The following is a 21,323-nucleotide window of genomic DNA, read 5'->3' as shown; positions in this document are numbered from 1 at the left end:
GGGAGAACCGGTCTTGTTTTAGAGGCCCATCGCCGCGAGATCGGCAACCGTCTTCTTGTTGATCGGCACGAGCTGGTCGACGATGATATTGTGCTTCTCGAAATCCGGATGGATGGTGCCCAAGCCTTCGATCTGCTCGCCGTCCTTGATTTGCTCACCCTTCATCAGTTTTTGCGAAAGCGTCACGAAGACTTCGCCAGCCTGCTTCGGATTCCACATGAAGCCGCCGGAAATCGCGTCCGACTTCAGAAGCTTTTGTCCTTGTCCGGGGGAGAAGGGGCCAAGCACGAAGATCTTGCCGACCTTGCGACGCTCTTCGATCGCGCGGCCCGCACCGATTGGACCCTGACTGCCGAAGGCGAGGAAGCCCTTGAGATCCGGATGCGCGGAGATGAGGTCGAGCGCCGTGCTGCGGCTCTTGTCGACATCTTCCGCCACGCCGTAACGATCGCCGACGAGCTTCATGTCAGGATAATTCTTCTTGAGATAGGCAATCGCGGCATCGGCCCAGGCATTGTGCAGCGGTACCGTCAGCGAACCGACGAAGACTGCATATTCGCCCTTGCCGCCCATTTTCTCGGCGAGAAGCTTGGCATGCGCTTCACCAAAGCCAACCGAGGAAGCAAGCTCGAAATCCCAATCCGCTCCCTTCTGACCCGGCGATTCATGCGTGATGACGATGATGCCCTTTTCCTTCGCCTTGCTGAGAACCGGCTCGAGCACCTTGGCATCGTTGGGAACGACGCCGATGACCTTGACGCCCTGGGCGATCAGATCCTCGATGGCGCGCACCTGAAGCGCCGGATCGGCGCTTGTCGGACCAATCATAAAGGCATCGACGTCGAGTTTCTTTCCCTGCTCCTTGATGCCGGCTTCCATGGCGTTGAACCACGGGATACCGCCGATCTTCACGACGATGCCGACCTTACCGGTGTCCTGTGCAAAGGCCATTGTGGCGGTCGCAAGCGACAGCGAAGCTGCTAACGCAGCCACGATAAATCTCTTCATGATCTTCTCCTCCACAGTTCCCCTCGGGGAACAAACAGGCGCGCCGCAGCGGCGGCCTTCCTCCCGGCTTGGGTGGCGAATCAATGCCCCGCCTCCCTTTGGCAGCCGCTTCCTCAAACGGCACCATTATTGTGCACAATCGATCTTTCTTTTTTTGCACAATCGATGGTGCAATCAATATCAATGAGATCTATCCTTTCGTCAAGAGGACTCGGACGCTAAGACAAACCGAGGAGACATTCATGAAAAAAGACAATCGGAAGAAGGCCACGATCTATGACCTATCGATGCTCTCCGGAATTTCCCCCTCGACCGTCAGCGCAGTCTTGAACGGCACCTGGCGCAAGCGCCGCATCAAGGAAAGTACGGCCGAACTCATTCGCGATCTCGCGGAAAAACATCAATATACCACGAACCGGCAGGCACAGGGGCTGCGCAGATCTCGCTCGGGTTTGGTAGGTCTGATGCTTCCGGTCTACGACAATCGCTATTTCTCCTCCATGGCTCAGACGTTCGAAGCGCATGTGCGGCAACGCGGGCAATGTCCGATCGTCGTCAGCTCCAGCCGCGACCCCCACGAAGAACGCGAAACCGCCGAGAACCTGATCTCCTACTCCATCGACGAATTGTTCATATGCGGCGCGACGGACCCCGACGGCGTGCATGAAGTCTGCGAAGCGGCCGGCCTGAAACACATCAACATCGACCTTCCGGGCACGAAGTCCCATTCGGTGATCAGCGATAACTATGAAGGCGGGCGCATGCTGACGGAAGCGATCATCGGCCGCTTTTCAACCGGCGATCCCCTTAGTCCCGATGAACTCTTCCTGTTCGGCGGGCGAAACGACCATGCGAGCCGCGAACGTATCCGCGGTTTCCGGGACGTCAAACGCGCACTGCTTGGCGCCGATCCCGAAGCGTCGATTCAGCCGACCGGCTATTCACCCAACACTGCCCGAATTGCTTTCGAGGCGTTTTTTGAGAAGGCAGGCCGCCTGCCCCGTGCGCTCTTCATCAACTCGTCGATCAACTTCGAGGGATTGCTGCGCTTCATGTCGGCCCATCCGCACGAAACCTTCGCGGATCTGGTCGTCGGCTGCTACGACTACGATCCGTTCGGATCCTTCCTTCCCTTCCCCGTGATCATGATGCGCCAGGACGTGGAGGGCATGATCACCAAGGCATTCGAGCTGATCGAGGAAACGCGGACGCCACCGAAAATCCATCTCATCCGCCCGGATCTCGTGCCGCCGCGCACAGCCCTGACCGGACCGTTGGATGGTCTCAAGGACATTGTTTAGGAGGCAAATGTCTGCGGGAGCGGCTTATGCCTATCTCACTGTCAGCCGCCCAACCCATGAAACCGGAACGAACTTGGAGCTTAGCCGTTGAGATTTATCAGCAAGTCTCGGAGGAAAGACTATGGGCATCGAGCAAGCTCCAACCGAAAAGGGTAAGCAGGCTGCGCGCGGACTGAGAAAAAGCGCTGCAAAGGAGGAAAAGAAGGTGGAAGCTCAAAAGGGTTCAGACCTTGCCAAAGGTTCAGAGCGCTTTGAGGAACGTTCAAAAAGCTCCGATGGCAAAAGTGCCGGAGCAAAGCAGCGCCGGTAAAGCAGCCTCATTGGCTTTCCCTACTCGCTGTAACGCACAGCGAGCAGATCCATTCTGATATCGATTGGATGAGATTTCGCAGCGCCCACGATTGTCAAATTCGCAACCGTGGGCGAAAACTAGCCGTATGACACTCATAAACGGCAAGTTCCTATTTCAAGGTCCGGAAGACGCTGACATCACCATTCTCCTGGCGCATGGCGCGGGTGCACCGATGGATTCGGCTTCCATGAACGCTGCCGCTCGCGCCCTCTCCGAGCGCAATTTTCGCGTTGCTCGTTTTGAATTCGGCTACATGGCGGGCCGGCGCGATTCCGGCTTGCGAAAACCGCCGCCGAAGGCGGAAACGCTAAAGGGCGAATATCTGGACGCGGTCGCGGAGCTGGGCGCTGACGGCCCGCTCGTTATCGGTGGCAAATCAATGGGCGGCCGCGTGGCAAGCATGATCGCCGATGACCTCTATGCGGCCGACAAGATCGACGGATTGCTCTGCCTCGGCTACCCCTTTCATCCACCGGGAAAACCGGAAAATCTGCGCACAGCCCACCTCGCCGAATTGAAGACCCCGACCTTGATCTGCCAGGGCACGCGAGATGAATTCGGCACCCGTGAGGAAGTGGTCCATTACGTGCTGTCGGACGCCATTAAAATGGTCTGGCTCGAAGACGGCGATCATGATCTGAAACCGCGCAAGGCAGTTTCAGGTCTGACGGCCGCCGACCACCTGAGAACGGTGGCCGAGACCGTACGGGCATGGAGCGACCGCCTTGGAGATCGAAGGACAGCCGGCTGAGCCTCTGCGGCTTTACAGCGCCGGCTGCGTCTTGGGTGTGCCGTCGTGTGAGGAAGCTGGCTAGGCTGCCATCTGTCCCCTTGTGCGACGTCCAGCAGCGGGCTGCATCGAAGTCGCTTGCAGCCTGAACTGCGCGACGAGATCGCGAAGCTTGGCCGCTTCCTGAGCCAGGCTGGCCGACGCTGCGGTAGACTGTTCGACCATTGCCGCGTTTTGCTGTGTTGTCTGATCCATCGAATTGACGGCGACGTTCACTTCGGCAAGCCCCGTCGACTGCTCCTTGGCGGAGGTCGCGATGGCGTTCATATGTTGGCTGATGCCGGCGATTTGTCCGCTGATGGTCTTCAGCGCCTGGCCGGTATCGAGCACCAGCTTCACGCCGCTTTCGACCTCGGCCGAGGACTTCTGAATATGTCCCTTGATTTCCTTCGCGGCTTGGGCGGATCTTTGTGCAAGCTCACGCACTTCCTGGGCGACGACGGCAAAACCCTTGCCGGCTTCGCCGGCGCGAGCGGCTTCGACGCCCGCATTCAGCGCCAGAAGATTGGTCTGGAAGGCGATTTCGTCGATGACACCGATAATGCTGGAAATCTGTTCGGCTGACGCTTCGATGCGGCGCATCGCTTCTTCGGCATGCGACACGACCTCCGCTGATTTTGCAGCGCTATCGTTTGCTTTGATCGCCTCCGCACGAGCGTCGTCGGTGCGCTTGCTCGAATTCGACACGTTGACCGTAATCTGATCGAGCGCCGCAGCCGTCTCTTCGAGCGAGGCCGCCTGTTGCTCGGTTCGTCTGGAAAGATCGTTCGCGCCCGATGCGATCTCGCGGGTACCGTCATCGATCGCCGTGATGGCCATCGAGATGGCGCTCAGCGTATCCCCAAGCTGCTTCACCGAGCTGTTGAAATCATGTCGAAGGCTCTCGAATTCGGGCGAGAAGGGAACATCGATCTGAAAGGCAAGGTCGCCAGCGGCGAGTCTCTTCAACCCGGCGCCAAGATCCGACGTCACGGCGCGCAGGCGCGCACCAGCATCTTCGTCGGCCTGCTTTCGCGCCGTGAGCCGATCGGCTTCCGCTTCCGCGCGAGCTGCCTCGGCCTGCTGTTCGAGCTGCTTGTTGGCAATCGCGGCCTGGCGGAAGACTTCGACCGCCGATGCCATGGTTCCGATTTCATCCGAACGACCGGCGCCCGCAGAAGTAATGTTGGTATCGCCGCTGGCAAGTTTCGCCATGTCGCTGGAGAGTGCAAGCATCGGCTTGGTAACCGTCCTGCGGGTCAGCAGGTAGAGGCTGACGGAGAATAGCGCGGTCAGCCCGAGGAGCACCTTCAAAAGCATATCGACAAGAGCTTGCGTATCGGCGCTGCGGTTTGTGATGTCTTCGGAAACCGAGTTGATCTGATCTCCGGCTTGTTCCATGACCGTTTCCAAAGCGGAAAACTGTTTCATGAAATCCGGCAGTGACTTCATTGCCGCCGGCGTGTCCTTGCCTGCGAGATCAACCATCTTCTTGGCGCTGTCGATATAGGCAAGAAGGGGTGGCTCGAGACCGGCAAGCACGCTCTGAGTGGCCGCATCGGTTGCGAGCGCTTTATTGGCCGCGATCATTTCCCGGAACGATGCTTCGTGTTCCGCCAGATCCGCCTTCACGGCGTCAGCGGTGACACCTGAAGCCGGGTTCTGCGCCAGCAGGGCTGCAAGCACGTCGGCGCGAAGTGCGTCATGCATCATGTCGGCCTGCATGTGGTTGCGAAGCACGTGCGCTGAACGGGTAACTTCCGCATTGTTTCCGGACAGGGTGGCGGCCGACCATATGCCAACACCCGTTGCGCCGCCTGCCAGTGCGAAAATTGCGACGCTTGCGATGATGATTTTTTGTTGAATTGACGCCATGACTGCCCCTCGCGGCTAAAGATCAGATGCGAGGATATACAAACATGTTTAATTATTTCTCATTCTTTGATTTGTTGTGTGTTCGACTTGCGGTAGAAAAACGAATGCTGTTAGTATCGCCGAACCATCTGAAATATTAGTGTTGACTCAAGTATAAAGCCCATCGACCAAGGAACTCGCAAGCATACGAACCTAGAACGGCTGCTCGATAATTCTCCGATCGACCAATCTCAGGCTGCGATCCGGCTGGATGATATAGGTTTCGAAGACGTCATCTCCCCATTGGTCGGTGAAATGGTGCGGGACCTGGCTTCCGATGGGAGATTTCGTAAGCTTCATCGTCGGCTGACCGCCATAGGTGATGCTTCCCGGAATTGGCTGCAATGAAAAGCTGCCTGTATGGGTGCTCGTCTGATCGCAGGAACAGGTGATCGAGCCGACGATTGCAAGAAGGAGGATGCGCCGCATAACCGGCTCCTGTATCTAAGGCCGCCATCCCATGGTAAGTTGTGGCAGACCTAGTCGCGCACTCGATGGAAAATATCAAATGTAGGGCGCTTCGCAAACCTTGGGGTTGGTCATGAGCGATTTTGAGGGAAGAGGCCCCATTGCTCCGGCACGCGTCACTATCGGCGGGATCATTAAAGCCGAAGTCAGCCAGAGGCCACTCCTGGCGCTTGTTGTTTTCGTCCCGGTCGCCGTGGTTTTGGAGCAGGTTGCGCCAGAAGCACACACGCTGCTGTTTCTCATATCGATCATAGCAATTGTGCCACTAGCGGCGCTGTTGAGCCGCGCGACGGAAGCTGTCGCCGCCAAGACTGGCGATGCGGTTGGTGGCTTGCTCAACGCCACCCTCGGAAATCTGACGGAACTCGTAATCTCGCTTGCCGCGCTGCAATCGGGTCAATATCTGCTGGTTAAGGCTTCACTCGCTGGCGCGATCGTCACCAATACGCTGTTTATGTTGGGTGGCGCGTTTCTGTTTGGTGGTCTCCGCCATCACGTCCAGGAATTCAACAGGGTCAATGCACGTTTTAAGGCTTGCCTTCTATTCCTTGCTACAATCGCTATTCTGGTGCCGTCCCTGGTGGGTGAGGTAGACCGTACACCGGAGGCCGCCACTGTCCAAAACCTAAGCCTGGGACTGGCACTCCTCCTTATCGCTGTATACGCATTGGGTATGTTTTTTTCTCTGAGGACGCACCGCGAGCTTTTCGCAAGCGCCAGCGAGGCCCATGAAGGCGAAAAGCTGTGGCCACTCTCGGTAAGCATCATTATTTTAGTCGTCGTTACCCTGCTGGTCGCGGTGATCAGTGAAATCTTCGTCGGCTCCGTCCAGATCGCCGCCACTCATCTCGGCATGACGCCCGCGTTCGTAGGTTTTATCGTCGTCGCCCTCGTCGGGGGAGCCGCAGAAATGACAACTGCATTTTCCGCGGCGCGCGCAAATAGATTGGACCTCAGCGTCAGCATCGCATTGGGAAGCGCTGCCCAGATCGCTCTTTTCGTCGCTCCGGTCCTCGTGCTCGTTAGCTATTTCCTCGGCCCGGCGCCGATGACTCTTCAGTTTTGGAGGGGTGCGGTCACGATGATGTTGGTCGCGACGCTCGCCGCCACCTTACTGTCAAATGGCGGGCGCGGCGCATGGTACGCGGGTGTCATGGCGCTGGCCGTCTATGCCATCTTCGGACTCACATTATTTCTTCTACCCCCAGGCGCGCCGTCGTAAGAAAGGAAAACGGTGCGTACACACGCCTCATTGCTGCGCTTGGCTATCGGGACGAAAATAAAGCCGTTGAATGACGGCCATCATGAGAGCCGTTGCCCATCCAAATATGATCCAGCCGTTGACCGCCTCGAAAGTGGCGATCTGCCGCCATTCTTTTCCAAGAACGATGTCACCGTAACCAACGGTGGTGAACGTTACGGTGGAAAAGTAGACAGCATCTTCGAGGTCGGGAAGAGCTGACGATAAGTAATAGAAAGCCGCCCAAATGCAAACGTCGAGTATAATTGGAACGATCAAATACACTACCCATACCACGGTGACGACGGTGGGTCGGCGATGCAGGTAAACATGGCGACTTACTTCCATCCGGCGAAAGACACTCAGTCCGGCCGACATAAACACGGCTTGAATCACAACTGTCGCTGCAATCAGCGCGCCAGTGAAAAGAATTGGAAAAAACACAAGCGCCTCCTGACATTCTGAACACGCTCCGGACAAATTCGATTGGAGTATACCAGAGTTCGATGAGGCCGTGCTCCGGGTGCGGGTCATAGGCGATGATGCCGCACTCACTGCCGGTGGAGATTGGATGAAATCGTCGAAAACAGATTCGATATTGCTTCGCTTCTCCCGAACAGCGTGATCGTGCCTGCGGAAATCCCTTGTCGGCGTGGCGGCCTTATAAGAGCAATGGCCGAAGGCCCATATTTAACTGACGGCACCCTTCATTCCGTGGCGCCGATAACCGACACTGTATGTCGGACCGGAATTGTGCCAAGAGGTAAGCTGCGCATGTCACAGTTTTGAGGCTACACGACGATGAAGAAAATCGGCTTTCTATCGTTCGGGCACTGGACGCCCTCATCCCAATCGCAGACGCGATCGGCATCCGACGCGCTTCTGCAGTCTATCGACCTCGCCGTCGCGGCCGAGGAACTGGGCGCAGACGGAGCATATTTTCGCGTGCATCATTTCGCCCGTCAGCTTGCCTCGCCCTTCCCGCTGCTGGCGGCCGTCGGCGCGAAGACCAGCCGTATCGAGATCGGCACGGCGGTCATCGACATGCGTTACGAAAATCCACTCTATATGGCCGAGGATGCCGGTGCTGCCGACATCATCGCCGGCGGGCGCCTGCAGCTCGGCATCAGCCGCGGTTCCCCCGAGCAGGTCATCGACGGATGGCGTCATTTTGGCTACGTGCCGGGCGAAGGCGAGACCGATTCTCAGATGGCTCGGCGCCACGCTGAGGTCCTGCTCGACGTTTTGCGCGGCGAAGGCTTCGCGCAGCCCAATCCGCGGCCGATGTTCCCAAATCCGCCTGGCCTCCTGCGTATCGAGCCGCATTCGGAAGGTCTGCGCGAGCGGATCTGGTGGGGCGCCAGCTCGAACGCCACCGCGGTTTGGGCTGCCAAGCTGGGGATGAACCTGCAGAGCTCCACGCTCAAGGATGACGAGACAGGGCTTCCGTTTCATATTCAGCAGGCCGACCAGATCAGAGTGTTTCGCGAGGCATGGAAAGCGGCCGGCCATCAGCGCGAGCCGCGGGTATCGGTCAGCCGCAGCATCTTTGCGCTGGTCGACGACCGCGACCGCGCCTACTTTGGATATGGGAACGAGAATGAGGACAAGATCGGCTTCATCGACGAGAAAACCCGGGCGATCTTCGGTCGCAGCTACGCCGCAGAGCCGGATAAACTCATCGAGCAACTGGCAAAGGATGAGGCTATTGCCGAGGCCGACACGCTGCTCCTAACTGTCCCCAACCAGCTCGGCGTGGACTATAACGCGCATGTCATCGAAGCGATTCTGACCCACATCGCGCCGGCACTTGGCTGGCGCTGACGCCGCTCGGGAGGGGATCAATTTTCGGCAATTGACCCTTGCGCGGCTTGCCAGCCTTTCCAGCCCGATGTTGGACTGAAGTCCTATATGGGAACCATGTCCCTCCTCAATCGTTGCTTAAATATGCAATTAAGGAGGATAAGAACATGCGAAATACAATCATTGGATGTGCAGTCGCCGTTCTCGTCATGGGATCCGCCGCTGTGCCTGCATTCGCCGACGACCTCGTAATAGGCGGTCCTTCATACGATGACGGCTATTATCACGGGCATCATCGTGATCGCGCCGGCGTGATCATCAGCGATCGCGGAATTTCAGTCGGCAGGATTCATCGCGATCGGTATTACGACCGCGACCGTTGCTACACCAAGACCATTACGCGCATGAATGAAGATGGCGATCGAATCACAAAAACGATCCGCCGTTGCGACTAACTCACAATTAAGGCCCGGCATTCCATGCCGGGCCTCATTTCTACGCTTCCGCTACATCGTCGCGCGATAAAATCGCGATTCGGCTGCTAGTTGAGAGCCGGGCAACCCGGCCGATTGGCGAAGATCATGCGGTCCGGGCCACCGTCATTCCAGCCGCGCACAACGATGCGCCGTCCGTTCATTTGGACGGAGTCGATGCGTCGGAAACCCTCTTCACGAGCAGCGCGCATGAGTTCGCGCCGGCCGCATCCACCACGGTCCCAATCCCCTCGCGAGCGACCCCAGTCGGGATCTTGACGATCCCAGCGCGGCGGCCCGTTATCGTCGTCGTAATACTGCGCCATCGCGGTCGACGGCAGCAATTGCACTGCGGCGAGTCCGATCAACGCAATGCAAGAAATTCCTGTGAAACGTCCAAACATCTTTCGCTTCCTCCTGTGTCGGCGATATGGGCGGGATCATACAGTACTTACCTGAATGCTACCCGAACGAGCTATTCATGTAACCACTGTGACTCACAAGGTCCGCTTAGCCGCTTCATCCGGTGCCAAGCTGGAGTGTGGGAAGCGACCTATCCTATGCTCGTTAATAAACTTAAATAGCGCAGGGATTTGTGGAGAACACCCATGTGTGGCCGCATACCGCCAAGTAGCGCGCCTGGCGGCGATCTAAGGCGCCCTCTTTGTACGCGTCAGAACGAAAAAATAATGGCGGTCAACTCCCTCGACCGCCATGACGCCGAGAAGCCGGTCTTCGTCGATTCTGCGGAAATGATCAGTAATCGGCTGCCTGTCATACACCATGGCCGTACTTGTCTTTCCCCTGAAGGACATTGATCTGAGAGAAGCGACCGGTGCTTTTGCTCGGCAGATTTTCTGCAGATACGAAAACAAGTTGCGCGCCACCTGGGTTCGTCCGAAACGATGAAAGCGGAATGCCAGTCGCAGAGGGATCATTGCCGGATCGATGGCGACCAGGCGATGAGGCCCTACGGCAAACAGCAGCGCATCGGCTCTCAGATCAGTCGTGAAGCGTTTGCCGTACCATCCAAGATTTTCCAAGACACCATCCAGCGGGTGTTCGGATGCCACACCATGACCCTGCCAAAGTCCGGCAAGTCCGGTGACCGGCGCGACGCTTAGGCTGTCGAAATAGGCAAGGCCGTCGGCCTGCGATCGAAAACTGCTCGGGATTTGCCTGGCGGTGTTTTCCACGTCGCTCAACTCGGAAACTTAGAGCAGTTCAGCGCTTCACGGAATCGCTGAACTGCTCTATCTCTTTGTTTTCACGCAATTCCGGACGGAAAACCGCTACGCACTTTTCCTGGAATTGCTCTAGTGGTCAAATCAAGGTCCGAATCATCCCATGCAAAGACGGCCGAATACTGTTCGTTGTATAAGTTCCGGGACCGCTATCCCAAGGCCTGACTCGCCAAACCGTAAATGAGCGGCCCTCCGCCACTCGGCTGAGCTCCGTCTCCCTGCAGCCATGCGCGTCTCATCGACATGCTCGTCACCGTATCGTAGACCGGCAGGCCCGATTGCGCGATGAATTGCGGAAATGCGCCGCTCTGCTGGCGGGTATCAATCCGCAGGAAGCTGCCGGCATGATCGGCGACATGCGGCCGGACGACAGCGATTGCCTCTTCGTCACTGGCTGCGACGACCGGACCAATCACGTGGCCACGCCCGAAGCGCCGGCAAAGCGAAAAGGCAACGATGCGGCCGTCGCGTATGAGCGCCAGACCCTTCGAGACATTCAACAGGCGCGCAAGCACAGGCATGCGATCCGCGCCATAGGCCGCGAGATCCAGCGCCGCGATTTCCGTATGATCGGCTTGGTCGAGCGCTCGCAGCCGGGTGCGTGGGGGCAGTGGCACCTCGGGAGGAGAGACCGCTTCTCCATTGCACTGATAGACGATCTTTTCCGCGCGAAAGCCCAGCGACTGGTAGAGCCGCTTGGCGGCCCGTGTGGCATTAAGGCCGAGCGCACGGGAGCCGGTCTGCGCAATCACATGCTCCATCATCCACCGACCAGTCCCCAGCATCTGCAATCTTGGAGAGGTGATGACCATGCCGAGGGTGGTGAAGTCCGGAGCAAAGTCGAACCACATTGCGGAGCCGAGCACGCGGCCTATCGCGTCACGCGCCACGACGCCGCGCCCCATCTCGCGAACGATCTGCCAGTCCTCGGCGCGATGCGGCCAGCCGACCGACAGCGAAAGCGTATGCAGAGCATCGAGATCGGCATTCTCTATCTCGCCGATGGTCAGCTCAAAGGAATCCAGTTGGATCGAACTCGATCTTGCCATGACTGTCTCCCCTTCTAATGCACGCGTTCCCGCGAACTGGCCCGAACCTTTGGCCCATAGCGCAGGATGGCCTTTCATGTTTTCGGCAACGGACCACCCCCGCATTGGTTGTAGCGGCGATCATGCAACAGAATACGCTTGAGGTCGCCGCAAATTCGAAAGATTCCACCAAACCAGCGGGGCTTTCGGCAGGCAGGGGCGAGGCCGCGGCCTATCCTGCTGGAAACCTTCCGCTTCCAAGAAGCCTTCGCTACATGCATTTTCAGAGGTCCCTCGATGTCCCCTCCCGTCGGCCGCGTCGCAAGCAACCAGGATGTTCCGAAATCTGCCGATGTCATTATCCTAGGCGGCGGCATGGCCGGTGTCGCGACGGCCTACGAACTCGCCCGGCGCGGAACCTCCGTCGTCCTCATCGAGAAGGGCGTGGTCGCCGGCGAGCAATCGAGCCGCAACTGGGGTTGGTGTCGCCAGCAGAATCGTGATCCGCGCGAGCTGCCGCTCGCACAGCTTGCCCTGCACAGATGGGACAGTCTCAATGCGGAGCTCGGCGAAGAAACCGGCTTTCGCCGCACCGGTCTCGTCTATGCCACAACCCGTAAAGCCGACCTGAGCGCCTGGGAGCGCTGGAGCCACGTCGGCAAAGAGTTCGGCGTCGACACACGCATGCTAACGGGAGCCGAATGTGCCACGATGCTTCCCGGCAATAATCGTTCTTGGAACGGCGGCGTCCATTCTCCGACCGATGGACGCGCGGAACCCGAGCTTGCCGTGCCGGCATTGGCGCGTGGCGCCCAGCGGCATGGTGCTGTGATCGTTCAAAACTGTGCCGCCCGCGAGCTTGAAACGGAAGCGGGGCGAATCAGCGGCGTCGTCACGGAAAAGGGCGCAATCCGCGCCTCCGCCGTTCTGGTTGCCGGCGGCGCTTGGAGCGGCATGTTCCTCAGACACCACGGAATCCGCTTCCTGCAGGCATGCGTCAAATCCACATCGTTCTATACCGTCGCCGCACCCGCCGTGACCGATGGCGGGGTCGCGATGGAGGACGTGACGATCCGCCGGCGGCTCGATGGCGGCTATACTGTGGGATTGAGCGGTCTTGGTCAGTTGCAGATCACCCCCTACGGACTGCTGCAAGCCCGCGATTTCTGGCGCACGTTTCAGACAAGGCGGAAGGGCCTGACTTTTGCCCTCAGCCGCCAATTTATCGAAGGTCCGGAAGCGATTGCCCGCTGGAAGGCGGACGGCATTTCCCCCTTCGAGCGCATCCGCACGCTCGATCCGCGGCCGGATGCCCATCTTGTCGAGCGCGGCATTGCCCGGCTCGTCGCGACCTACCCGAAGCTTGCCGGTATTCGTCCCGCCGAATCCTGGGGCGGCATGGTGGATTCCACTCCGGATGCCATACCCGTAATCTCCGCGATCGCTTCGCGGCCTGGCCTGTTCGTTTCGTCGGGCTTCAGCGGTCACGGCTTTGGGATCGGACCCGCCGCCGGCATGCTGGCCGCAGATCTCATTCGTGGTGAAAAGCCTTGCGTCGATCCTGCGCCCTATCGGTATGAGCGCCTGATCGACGGCACCGATCTTGGAAAGCCGGGGATGCTGTGATGATTGCGATGACAGCGGAACAGATCCTGGAAAAATTGGTTGGATTTCCCTCTGTAGTCGGTACGCCAAACCATGAGATCGTCGGCTGGACCGCCGATTATCTGGAACGGGCCGGCGCCAAGGTCGTCGTCCTTACCGGACCTGAAGGAGACCGATCCAACCTGTTTGCCACCGTCGGCCCGGCCGACCGGCCGGGATACCTGCTTTCGGGGCACATGGAAGTCGTCGCGGCAACCGAACCCGGATGGACAAGCAATCCCTTTCGCCTGCAGCGAAACGGCACACGACTCACAGGCCGCGGAACGAGCGACATGAAGGGCTTTCTCGCCTGCGCGCTTGCTGCGCTGCCGGCCATTGCCGCACGCCCGCTCGCCCGGCCGTTGCATCTTGCTTTTTCCTATGACGAGGAAGCCGGCTGCCGCGGCGTTCCGCATCTGATTGCAAAGCTTCCCGATCTCTGCGCGAAGCCGGAAGGATGCATCATCGGCGAGCCGAGCGGCATGCGCGCCATTCGCGCCCACAAGGGGAAAGCGGGGGCAAGGGTCGTGATCGGCGGTCGAGCCGGCCATTCGTCGCGGCCAGATCTCGGCCTCAATGCCATTCATGCCATGACGGACATTCTTAATGAAGCAGTCATGACCGCCGAGCGCCTCACCGGAGGGCCGTTCGACAACAATTTCGAGCCGCCCTATTCCTCGCTGCAGATCGGCACGATCCGTGGCGGACAGGCTGTCAATGTCATTCCCCAGGAGTGTACGGTCGAGCTGGAGGCACGGGCTATAGCGAGTGTCGAGCCAACAGAGCTGCTCGCGGGGATCGAGGGACGGCTGGATGCCTTGAAAGAGCGGGGCTTTGCGGCGCAGTGGGAGCTCATCAGCAGCTATCCGGCGCTTTCACTCGCCGCCGATGCGCCGCTGGCTCTGCTGATGGAGGACCTGACGGGGCAAACACCGCTCGCTGCCGTCAGCTACGGCACGGAGGCAGGCCTTTACCAGGCGGCCGGAATGGAGGCGATCATCTGCGGTCCGGGCGATATCGGGCGGGCTCACAAAGCCAATGAATTCATCGAGGACGACGAATTGTCCGCCTGCATCAGGATGATCGAAGCGCTCGGGGACCGTATTGCCCGATGATCGACGGCGACGACAAGCATGTCCAAACGCAAAAATCGGATCGATATGCGGTCGACAGGCCTCACTTCGATCCATCCTGCCGTGGAAATCTCAGCAGGATGATGTGACGTAAGCGCGAGGAGGCCCATGGCTTTTCTGTTCAACTCCGATGCCGAACGGGCAACAATCTTTGCGGCGGCTTTCGCGCGCGAATTGCCAGCCACCCCGTTCATCACAGACCCGGCAAGCGTCGATCCGGCGACAATCAAATATCTGCTGACCTGGACAGCGCCGGTCGATCTCGACCGCTATCGCAATCTCGAAATCCTGTTTTCGATCGGCGCAGGCGTCGACCAGTTCTCGCTGGCCGCGCTGCCGGGCAAGGTCAAACTGGTCCGCATGGTCGAGGACGGCATTATCAGGATGATGCAGGAATATGTGACGCTTGGCGTCCTTGCCCTGCATCGCGATCTGGCCGGCTATATCGAGCAGCAGAGGGCGGGCAAATGGGCCTCCCGCCCGGTTCGGCAGGCAGCCGACCGGCGTGTCGGCATACTCGGCCTCGGCAATCTCGGCCTTGCCGTCATCGAGCGGCTGCGTCCCTTCGGCTTTCCGCTTCGCGGGTGGAGTCGCTCGCCGCGCAGCATCGAGGGCATCGCCTGCCATAGCGGAGCGGATCAGTTGCCGGATTTTTTAGCGGACGTCGATATCCTCGTCTGCCTCTTGCCGCTGACGCCCGAGACACGGGGCATCCTGAATGCCGATCTCTTCAAGGCTCTGCCGCAAGCAGCCTGTCTCGTGCATGCCGGCCGCGGTCAGCAGCTCGATGCGGAGGCTCTTATCGAAGCGCTCGACAGCGGCCATATCGCCGGCGCTGTTCTCGACGTCACCGAACCCGAGCCCCTGCCGGCCGACCACGCGCTTTGGCGCCACCCAAAGATCATTCTCACGCCGCACATTGCCAGCGTCACCCAGCCGGAGACGGCCGCAAACACGGTTATCGCCAATATTCGCCGTCACGAAGCCGGGCTTGACCCGATCGGTCTTGTCGATCGCAGCCGCGGCTACTGATTATCATAAGGAAGGAACCCCATGTCTCTCTTGAAAACCATCGACCCGAAGCCGGCATTCGACCCGAAACACTCCAAGGCCATGCCGGATCGGCTGATTTCCGGAGATCCCTCCTTCAAGACCTGGGCGCAGGACAGCGCGCGCGACGGAATAATCAACACCGGCGTATGGGAAGCGACTCCCGGTGAAACTCGATCGATCAAGGGCGAGACGTTCGAATTCTGCCACATCCTTCAGGGCGTCATCGAACTGACCGAAGAGGATGGCACGGCCATTACCTATCGCGCCGGCGACAGCTTCGTCATGAAGCCGGGATTCAGGGGCGTATGGCGGACGATCGAGACCGTCCGCAAGATCTATGTGACCGTCAGCCCATGACAAGCCTCGTCGACTTGCCGGTCTTCGAGGCCCAACATGAGGGCTATACGCTGAGCACGGATCGCGGTCGGCTCGATGTCGATCGGATCCATCGCTATCTCTCGGAAGAATCCTATTGGGCGCGCGGCCTCGACCGCGCGTTGCTCGAACGGGCGCTCGCCGGTTCGCTGCCGGTCGCGATCTATGCGCCAAACGGCGATTTTGCCGCTTTTGCCCGCGTTGTCACGGATCTCGCCATCTTTGCCTATCTGCGCGATGTCTTCACCCTGCCGGACCATCGCGGCCGGGGCCTCGCGACATTTCTTGCGACCGCGGTTCGCAGACATCCCGAGCTGAAAACAGTTGGCAATTGGATGCTGGCGACGCGCGATGCTCATGCAGTCTACGCCAAAGCCGGCTTCACGCCCGTTCCACACCCGGAATATTACATGAGCATCCGAAAAATCACCCAAGGCCCATAACCACCGGTTATGGCGTGCGCTGCCCTTGTGACTGGCGACCGTGGCGCTTCCTCGCCATTCTGCCGCGCACCAGCACAAGGAAAACAGCACATGGGTTATCGCATCGGGGTCGACGTCGGCGGATCCTTCACCGATTTTGCGGTGTTTGACGAGGCCAGCGGGCGCATCTCTACCCTCAAGGTCTTCTCCCGGCCGGATGAGCCGGGAGCGGAAATCACGGCAGGTCTTTCGACGCTGAAGGCCCGCGACGGGCTCGATCCTGCTGAGGTCGATTACTTCACCCACGGCACGACCGTCGGCGTCAACACGGTCATTCAGCGCAACGGCCATGACCTCGCGCTGTTCACGACACGGAATTTCGAAGACGTGCTGCAGATCGCGCGCCTGAAGATCCCGCAGATCCACAATCTCTATTCTGTGCGCCCGGAGCCGCTGATTGCGCGCGACCGCGTGTTCGGCATCGACGAGCGAACTGCTGCAACGGGCGAGATACTCGAGCCTCCGCGTGAGGACGACGTGGAGAAGGCCGTACGTGCCGCCGAACGGTCCGGTTGCAAGGGTATCGTCATCGCCTTCCTCAATGCTTATCGCAATCCGGCCAACGAACTTGCCGTCAAGGCGATAATCGAAAGGTTTGCACCCGGTCTGCCGGTCTTCTCCTCCGCGCAGACCTGGCCGATCATCCGCGAATATGAGCGCACCATAACGGCCGTGATCAGCGGCTATGTGCAGCCGCGCGTCTCCCGCTATCTCGACCGTTTCGAAAGCGTGCTGAGACAGGAAGGGCTCGCCTGCCCGCTGCTGATCACCAAGAGCAATGGCGGCGTCATGGGCATCGACCAGGCGCGAAATGATTGCGTGCAGATGATCCTTTCCGGCACGGCTTCCGGGGTGATCGGGGCGGGCTATCTCGCCAAGGCCAGCGGTTTCGAGCGCATTTTAAGCCTCGATATCGGCGGCACCAGCGCCGATGTCGCGGTCATTGTCGACGGTCTGCCGCAATATGGTGTCGGCGAACTGATCGGGGATTTCCAGATCCACATCCCCTCCGTATCGGTGAGTTCCGTCGGACAGGGCGGCGGCTCCATTGCCTGGGTGGATGCCTTCGGCATGCTGCAGGTCGGACCTGACAGTGCCGGGTCGACGCCGGGTCCTGCCTGCTACGGGCGCGGCGGCGCAAGGCCGACGGTCACCGATGCGGTCGCAGCCTGCAATCTGATCGGCCATATGCCGCTTGGCTACGGTGCGGTCGAGGTCGACCGCGCCGCTGCGCGCGCGGCAATTGCTCCGCTGGCATCCGCGCTCGGCGGGACGATCGAAGCGACGGCAAACGACATCCTCAATATATCCGTCTCGGGCATGTATGCCGAGGTCAGCGGCCTGATCTCCCGTTTCGGCATAGACCCACGGGAATTCCATCTCTTCGCTTTCGGCGGTGCCGGCGCCATGCTGGCCTGCTTCCTGGCTCGTGAACTCGATATGAAGGGCGTCGTGGTTCCGCCCACCCCAGGCGTCGTCTCGGCGCTCGGAGGCTTGATCGCCGATCTGAAGAACGACTTCATCCGTACTGTCTATTGCGACGTGACACCGGAGGCCATGGCAAATGTTGCCGCGCCGTACCGGGAATTGAAGGCGGAAGCCGAGCACTGGCTGCGGCAAAAGCAGGGCTTTGCGGGGCCTGCCGTCATCCAGGCCTTTGCCGACATGCGCTATCTCGGTCAATCCTACGAAGTCGAGGTTGCGCTTCAGGGCGATTGGCTCGAAGAAATCGATGCCGATGCCATCGTCACTGCCTTCCATGCCGAACATGCGCGGCTCTTCGGCCATGCGGCACCGGCTTCGCCGGCGCAGATGATCAATCTCCGCCTGACCATATCGGGCGCGACGCCGAAACCATATCTCGCCGAACTCAGCCCGGCATACGAACCTGCCCAGCCCCGTTTTTCGGTCGAAGCCTGGTTCGACGGTCGCCTCGCCACGACTGCGGTCTATCACCGCAGCGATTTACGAGCGGCACATCGCCTGACTGGACCGGCAATTATCGCACAGGACGATACGACGACGGTCGTCCCGCCGGATTTCGCCGTCGATGTCGATAGGTTCGGCAATCTCGTCATCACCCGCGTGGAGGCCTGACATGGCGATCGATCGCAGAAATCTGAAAGTGCTCGCCAACTTCTGTGCCGCCGCCGCCGATGCGATGGCCTTCACGCTGATGCGTACGGCGCACTCCGCCTTCGTCAAGGAAACGGAGGACTTCTCCTGCCAGGTGGTGACGCGCGAGGGGCTTGCCTTCGCAAGCCCGCGACAATTCGGGGCCCCCTGGTATAGCGGCATCGATTACCGGCCGCTCCTCGACATGTTCGACGACTATGCCGAGGGCGACATCTGCATCACTAATGATCCCTATAGCGGCTTTGTCGCGACCCATTCCCCCGATATCCACATTTGGAAACCGGTATTTCACGGCGGCGAGATCGCCTGCTTCGTCGTCGGCCACATCCACAACACCGATGTCGGAGGCGCCGTGCCTGCTTCCCTGTCGCGATCGCTCAGCGAAATTGAGCAGGAGGGGCTGCGTATTCCGCCAATCAAGCTCGTTGAGAACGGCGAAATCAACGACTTCGTGCTGCGCACCATCCGCGCCAATGTCCGTCTGCCGGACCAGAACATCGGCGATCTCAATGCCCAGATTGCCTCGGTCAATATCGGCGAGCGCAAGCTGAAGGAGATCATTGCGCGCTTCGGCTTTGACGATTTCATCGACGGGGTCGGCCAGATTTTCGACTATGCCGAAGAACAGACGCGCGCCATTCTCAAGCGCATACCGGACGGCGACTATTTCTTCGCGGACTATGCCGATGAGGATTCGGTCGGCGGCAAGCCTTGCCGCGTCGCTCTGACGCTTCGCATTCGCGGCGATGAGATCGAACTCGACTATACCGGCAGTGATCCGCAATTGGGGTCCTCGCTCAACATGCCGACCGGCGGACGCGAGCGCCATCCCCTGGTAATGGTGGGTCTGACCTATGTCCTTTACACGCTCGACAATTCCCTGCTGCTGAATGCCGGAACGCTCCGGCCGGCGCGTGCGGTGCTCCCCGAAGGAAGCATCGTCAACTGTCAGCGTCCCGCTGCTGTCGGCATGCGCTCGCTGACCTGCGCCATGACCCAGATCGTAACTGTCGGCGCCTTTGCGAAGGCGCTTCCCGAGCTGATACCGGCCGCGTCTCCCGGCGGTAATGCGATTATGAATATCAAGACCAGCGCCAGAAACGGCCGGCCGGTCATGGCCTCGATCGGCCCGGTCGGGGGCGGCGGCGGCGGAACACCCATCGGCGACGGAAGCGATGGCGCCGGCGGCGCCACGGGTTTCCTGCGCAATACCCCGATTGAGATCAGCGAGGCGGAAGTGCCGATCCGTTTTCTGCGCTACGGACTGGAAGCCGATACCGGCGCACCGGGCCGCTATCGCGGCGGCTTGTCGGCGGTGATGGAATTCCAGGTCTCGGCGCCGGAAACCGTCGTGACGGCGCGCAATCGCAATCGCTCGGTCATGCCCTCCTGGGGCCTTGCACGCGGCCATGCCGGCACGATCTCGCGCTTTATCCGCAATCCCGGCAGAGATGATGAGATGTCGCTTGGGAATACCGATTTCGTCCGTTGCAATCCCGGCGACGTGATCCGCGTTATTGGTCCTGGTGCCGGCGGCTATGGTGATCCGTTCGCGCGGCCGGTTGAAACCGTCGTCCGCGATGTGCGGTGCGGCGCCGTCTCCATGGAAAGCGCGCGACGCGACTATGGTGTGGCGATATCGGAGGGCGTGGTGGACGGCGAAGTGACGGCGGCCTTGCGCGCCCGGCGCTCACTGACAACCGATCCGATCACCTATGCGGTTGAGCGGATCTCATTTGAATCGGTGTGGACGGAGCAACGCTATGATCTGCTGACGACCTTCCTTGCCGGCGTCCCGGTCGGCTGGCGCTTCTTTTTGAAGCACAGGATCTTCGATGCGGTCGCTTCCGGCTCAAAGGGGTCCGGCGATAGCGTCGCCGAACAGATGCACGCGATTTTCGCCGATATGCGCGACCGCTACGGCGTTTGACAGTCTGCGACGATTGGTTATGACTTCCATAACCCAACGGCGGACCACATGAACGCACGCCAGCTAGAAATCTTCCGGGCGATCATGCGCGACGGCACGCTGACTGCGGCTGCGAATTCGCTCGGGATTTCACAGCCGGCAGCCAGCAAGTTTCTCCATCACCTGGAAAGTCAACTCGGCTATCGGCTGTTTGATCGCATCGGGGGGCGGCTCGTGCCGACCATGGAAGCAAATCTGCTGTTTGCGGATGCCGACCGGGTCTTTCGCGAGATCGAAGCTCTGAAATCGCTGGCGCGGGATCTCGGTGCGCAAAAGATCGGCCTGTTGCGGCTCGGCATCAGCCTGGCGGTGACCTATTCGGTGCTTCCCAAGGCACTCCTGCGCTTTCGCGCGAAGCATCCGGAAGTAAAAGTTCACCTCCATGCCCTGCCGAAACGAGAGATCGCCGAGGCGCTGCTTCTCGGCGACATCGACCTTGCCGTGACCCTGTCGGTGATCGAAGCCCCGACGGTTCGCAGCGAAATCCTCAGCGATGTTCCGATCGTGGCTGTGATGCGCGCCGACGATCCTTTGACATCGAAGGCGGCGATCGGCCCTTCCGATCTCGACGGTTTGCCGCTGATCTCCTACGGTGCCCATGCGGAAATCGGCGCAGGGATGGACGCGGCCTTTGCAAGTTGCGGCCGGCAGCGCGAGGTTGCCATTCAGATTGCTTCCTCAGTCGGCGCGGTGCCGCTCGTGCGCGAGGGTCTCGGCATCGCCTTGGTAGACGGGCTCGTTGCCTGGCACGGCTTCGAAGGCCTGGTTGCCCGCCCCTTCGAACCGCAGCTTGCCATGCAGATGGTCGCGGCCACCAATGACGCCCGGCCCGCCTCGCGCTTTGTGCGGCCCTTCCTCGCCACACTGCGTGACGTTCTCTGAAGCGCCGAATCTTGCGCTGAAACACCGATGGCAAACGGGATATTCCGTC

21 protein-coding genes are annotated in these 21,323 nt (G+C 59.9%); 14 read left to right on the top strand and 7 right to left on the bottom strand.

The features are described 5' to 3' along the window. Nucleotides 1-18: 18 nt before the first annotated feature. On the bottom strand, nt 19-1,008 hold the full coding sequence (locus QDY28_RS14790) for an autoinducer 2 ABC transporter substrate-binding protein (RefSeq protein ID WP_331382439.1): 990 nt from the start codon (nt 1,006-1,008) through the stop codon (nt 19-21). A 242-nt stretch (nt 1,009-1,250) separates the two neighbouring features. Between QDY28_RS14790 and QDY28_RS14785 the strand changes: the two genes are divergently transcribed. The 3 genes from QDY28_RS14785 (at nt 1,251) to QDY28_RS14775 (ending at nt 3,412) form a co-directional block, all read left to right on the top strand. Beyond that, a complete protein-coding gene (locus tag QDY28_RS14785) occupies nt 1,251-2,309 on the top strand; it encodes a LacI family DNA-binding transcriptional regulator (protein WP_331382438.1) in 1,059 nt (352 codons plus the stop codon). Nucleotides 2,310-2,430: 121 nt separating this feature from the next. After that, a complete protein-coding gene (locus QDY28_RS14780; RefSeq protein WP_331382437.1) occupies nt 2,431-2,619 on the top strand; it encodes a hypothetical protein in 189 nt (62 codons plus the stop codon). Between the two features lie 136 nt (nt 2,620-2,755). Further along, nucleotides 2,756-3,412, top strand: a complete 657-nt coding sequence (locus QDY28_RS14775) for an alpha/beta hydrolase family protein (RefSeq protein WP_331382547.1) — start codon at nt 2,756-2,758, stop codon at nt 3,410-3,412. 60 nt (nt 3,413-3,472) lie between these two features. Here QDY28_RS14775 and QDY28_RS14770 read toward each other — a convergent pair whose 3' ends face one another. Together QDY28_RS14770 and QDY28_RS14765 are read right to left on the bottom strand one after the other, a co-directional pair. Continuing rightward, nucleotides 3,473-5,305, bottom strand: a complete 1,833-nt coding sequence (locus QDY28_RS14770) for a methyl-accepting chemotaxis protein (protein WP_331382436.1) — start codon at nt 5,303-5,305, stop codon at nt 3,473-3,475. A 192-nt stretch (nt 5,306-5,497) separates the two neighbouring features. Next, entirely contained in the window at nt 5,498-5,773 is a 276-nt protein-coding gene (locus QDY28_RS14765; protein ID WP_331382435.1) for a hypothetical protein, read from the bottom strand. A 112-nt stretch (nt 5,774-5,885) separates the two neighbouring features. Between QDY28_RS14765 and cax the strand changes: the two genes are divergently transcribed. After that, nucleotides 5,886-7,034 carry a calcium/proton exchanger gene (gene cax, locus QDY28_RS14760; protein WP_331382434.1) on the top strand — a complete coding sequence of 383 codons (1,149 nt, stop codon included), beginning with the start codon at nt 5,886-5,888 and terminating at the stop codon, nt 7,032-7,034. Nucleotides 7,035-7,061: 27 nt separating this feature from the next. Here cax and QDY28_RS14755 read toward each other — a convergent pair whose 3' ends face one another. Further along, complete coding sequence (locus QDY28_RS14755; RefSeq protein ID WP_331382433.1) at nt 7,062-7,496, bottom strand: potassium channel family protein; 435 nt, start codon at nt 7,494-7,496, stop codon at nt 7,062-7,064. Nucleotides 7,497-7,853: 357 nt separating this feature from the next. On the opposite strand from QDY28_RS14755, the gene QDY28_RS14750 reads away from it, so the two are divergent. Together QDY28_RS14750 and QDY28_RS14745 are read left to right on the top strand one after the other, a co-directional pair. Further along, on the top strand, nt 7,854-8,876 hold the full coding sequence (locus QDY28_RS14750) for an LLM class flavin-dependent oxidoreductase (RefSeq protein ID WP_331382432.1): 1,023 nt from the start codon (nt 7,854-7,856) through the stop codon (nt 8,874-8,876). Nucleotides 8,877-9,022: 146 nt separating this feature from the next. Beyond that, complete coding sequence (locus QDY28_RS14745; protein WP_331382431.1) at nt 9,023-9,310, top strand: hypothetical protein; 288 nt, start codon at nt 9,023-9,025, stop codon at nt 9,308-9,310. Between the two features lie 86 nt (nt 9,311-9,396). On the opposite strand, the gene QDY28_RS14740 is transcribed toward QDY28_RS14745, so the two are convergent. From QDY28_RS14740 to QDY28_RS14730, 3 genes are all read right to left on the bottom strand, one after another. Then, nucleotides 9,397-9,732 carry a hypothetical protein gene (locus QDY28_RS14740; RefSeq protein WP_331382430.1) on the bottom strand — a complete coding sequence of 112 codons (336 nt, stop codon included), beginning with the start codon at nt 9,730-9,732 and terminating at the stop codon, nt 9,397-9,399. Between the two features lie 246 nt (nt 9,733-9,978). Continuing rightward, entirely contained in the window at nt 9,979-10,524 is a 546-nt protein-coding gene (locus QDY28_RS14735; RefSeq protein ID WP_331382429.1) for a DUF4334 domain-containing protein, read from the bottom strand. A gap of 197 nt (nt 10,525-10,721) precedes the next feature. Beyond that, nucleotides 10,722-11,621, bottom strand: a complete 900-nt coding sequence (locus QDY28_RS14730) for a GNAT family N-acetyltransferase (RefSeq protein WP_331382428.1) — start codon at nt 11,619-11,621, stop codon at nt 10,722-10,724. 276 nt (nt 11,622-11,897) lie between these two features. Here QDY28_RS14730 and QDY28_RS14725 point away from each other — a divergent pair, with 276 nt between their 5' ends. From QDY28_RS14725 to QDY28_RS14690, 8 genes are all read left to right on the top strand, one after another. Further along, complete coding sequence (locus QDY28_RS14725) at nt 11,898-13,226, top strand: NAD(P)/FAD-dependent oxidoreductase (RefSeq protein WP_331382427.1); 1,329 nt, start codon at nt 11,898-11,900, stop codon at nt 13,224-13,226. Then, nucleotides 13,226-14,359: an acetylornithine deacetylase gene (gene argE, locus QDY28_RS14720; RefSeq protein WP_331382426.1), complete on the top strand. Its 1,134-nt coding sequence runs from the start codon at nt 13,226-13,228 to the stop codon at nt 14,357-14,359. Before QDY28_RS14725 ends, argE begins: the two co-directional genes overlap by 1 nt. A gap of 126 nt (nt 14,360-14,485) precedes the next feature. After that, a complete protein-coding gene (locus tag QDY28_RS14715; protein WP_331382425.1) occupies nt 14,486-15,409 on the top strand; it encodes a 2-hydroxyacid dehydrogenase in 924 nt (307 codons plus the stop codon). Nucleotides 15,410-15,430: 21 nt separating this feature from the next. Continuing rightward, complete coding sequence (locus QDY28_RS14710; protein ID WP_331382424.1) at nt 15,431-15,787, top strand: cupin domain-containing protein; 357 nt, start codon at nt 15,431-15,433, stop codon at nt 15,785-15,787. Beyond that, on the top strand, nt 15,784-16,248 hold the full coding sequence (locus tag QDY28_RS14705) for a GNAT family N-acetyltransferase (RefSeq protein WP_331382423.1): 465 nt from the start codon (nt 15,784-15,786) through the stop codon (nt 16,246-16,248). Before QDY28_RS14710 ends, QDY28_RS14705 begins: the two co-directional genes overlap by 4 nt. 90 nt (nt 16,249-16,338) lie before the next feature. After that, complete coding sequence (locus tag QDY28_RS14700; protein ID WP_331382422.1) at nt 16,339-18,384, top strand: hydantoinase/oxoprolinase family protein; 2,046 nt, start codon at nt 16,339-16,341, stop codon at nt 18,382-18,384. 1 nt (nt 18,385) lies between these two features. Continuing rightward, nucleotides 18,386-20,353 (top strand): hydantoinase B/oxoprolinase family protein, encoded by a 1,968-nt coding sequence (locus tag QDY28_RS14695; protein WP_331382421.1) that lies wholly within the window; start codon nt 18,386-18,388, stop codon nt 20,351-20,353. Between the two features lie 48 nt (nt 20,354-20,401). Beyond that, complete coding sequence (locus QDY28_RS14690; RefSeq protein WP_331382420.1) at nt 20,402-21,274, top strand: LysR family transcriptional regulator; 873 nt, start codon at nt 20,402-20,404, stop codon at nt 21,272-21,274. Nucleotides 21,275-21,323: the final 49 nt, after the last annotated feature.

The sequence above is a fragment of the Rhizobium sp. BR 362 genome (genome assembly GCF_036528765.1).
In the GTDB taxonomy this organism is placed as follows: Bacteria; Pseudomonadota; Alphaproteobacteria; order Rhizobiales; family Rhizobiaceae; genus Rhizobium.
Note: the sequence above shows the minus strand (reverse complement) of the source record. Positions and strands in the feature narration are given on the sequence as shown.

Coding starts and splice junctions, on each gene's coding strand:
- QDY28_RS14790 (WP_331382439.1), bottom strand. CDS start 1,008: ATGAAGAGATTTATCGTGGCTGCGTTAGCAGCTTCGCTGTCGCTTGCG.
- QDY28_RS14785 (WP_331382438.1), top strand. CDS start 1,251: ATGAAAAAAGACAATCGGAAGAAGGCCACGATCTATGACCTATCGATG.
- QDY28_RS14780 (WP_331382437.1), top strand. CDS start 2,431: ATGGGCATCGAGCAAGCTCCAACCGAAAAGGGTAAGCAGGCTGCGCGC.
- QDY28_RS14770 (WP_331382436.1), bottom strand. CDS start 5,305: ATGGCGTCAATTCAACAAAAAATCATCATCGCAAGCGTCGCAATTTTC.
- QDY28_RS14765 (WP_331382435.1), bottom strand. CDS start 5,773: ATGCGGCGCATCCTCCTTCTTGCAATCGTCGGCTCGATCACCTGTTCC.
- cax (WP_331382434.1), top strand. CDS start 5,886: ATGAGCGATTTTGAGGGAAGAGGCCCCATTGCTCCGGCACGCGTCACT.
- QDY28_RS14750 (WP_331382432.1), top strand. CDS start 7,854: ATGAAGAAAATCGGCTTTCTATCGTTCGGGCACTGGACGCCCTCATCC.
- QDY28_RS14745 (WP_331382431.1), top strand. CDS start 9,023: ATGCGAAATACAATCATTGGATGTGCAGTCGCCGTTCTCGTCATGGGA.
- QDY28_RS14740 (WP_331382430.1), bottom strand. CDS start 9,732: ATGTTTGGACGTTTCACAGGAATTTCTTGCATTGCGTTGATCGGACTC.
- QDY28_RS14730 (WP_331382428.1), bottom strand. CDS start 11,621: ATGGCAAGATCGAGTTCGATCCAACTGGATTCCTTTGAGCTGACCATC.
- QDY28_RS14725 (WP_331382427.1), top strand. CDS start 11,898: ATGTCCCCTCCCGTCGGCCGCGTCGCAAGCAACCAGGATGTTCCGAAA.
- argE (WP_331382426.1), top strand. CDS start 13,226: ATGATTGCGATGACAGCGGAACAGATCCTGGAAAAATTGGTTGGATTT.
- QDY28_RS14715 (WP_331382425.1), top strand. CDS start 14,486: ATGGCTTTTCTGTTCAACTCCGATGCCGAACGGGCAACAATCTTTGCG.
- QDY28_RS14710 (WP_331382424.1), top strand. CDS start 15,431: ATGTCTCTCTTGAAAACCATCGACCCGAAGCCGGCATTCGACCCGAAA.
- QDY28_RS14705 (WP_331382423.1), top strand. CDS start 15,784: ATGACAAGCCTCGTCGACTTGCCGGTCTTCGAGGCCCAACATGAGGGC.
- QDY28_RS14700 (WP_331382422.1), top strand. CDS start 16,339: ATGGGTTATCGCATCGGGGTCGACGTCGGCGGATCCTTCACCGATTTT.
- QDY28_RS14695 (WP_331382421.1), top strand. CDS start 18,386: ATGGCGATCGATCGCAGAAATCTGAAAGTGCTCGCCAACTTCTGTGCC.
- QDY28_RS14690 (WP_331382420.1), top strand. CDS start 20,402: ATGAACGCACGCCAGCTAGAAATCTTCCGGGCGATCATGCGCGACGGC.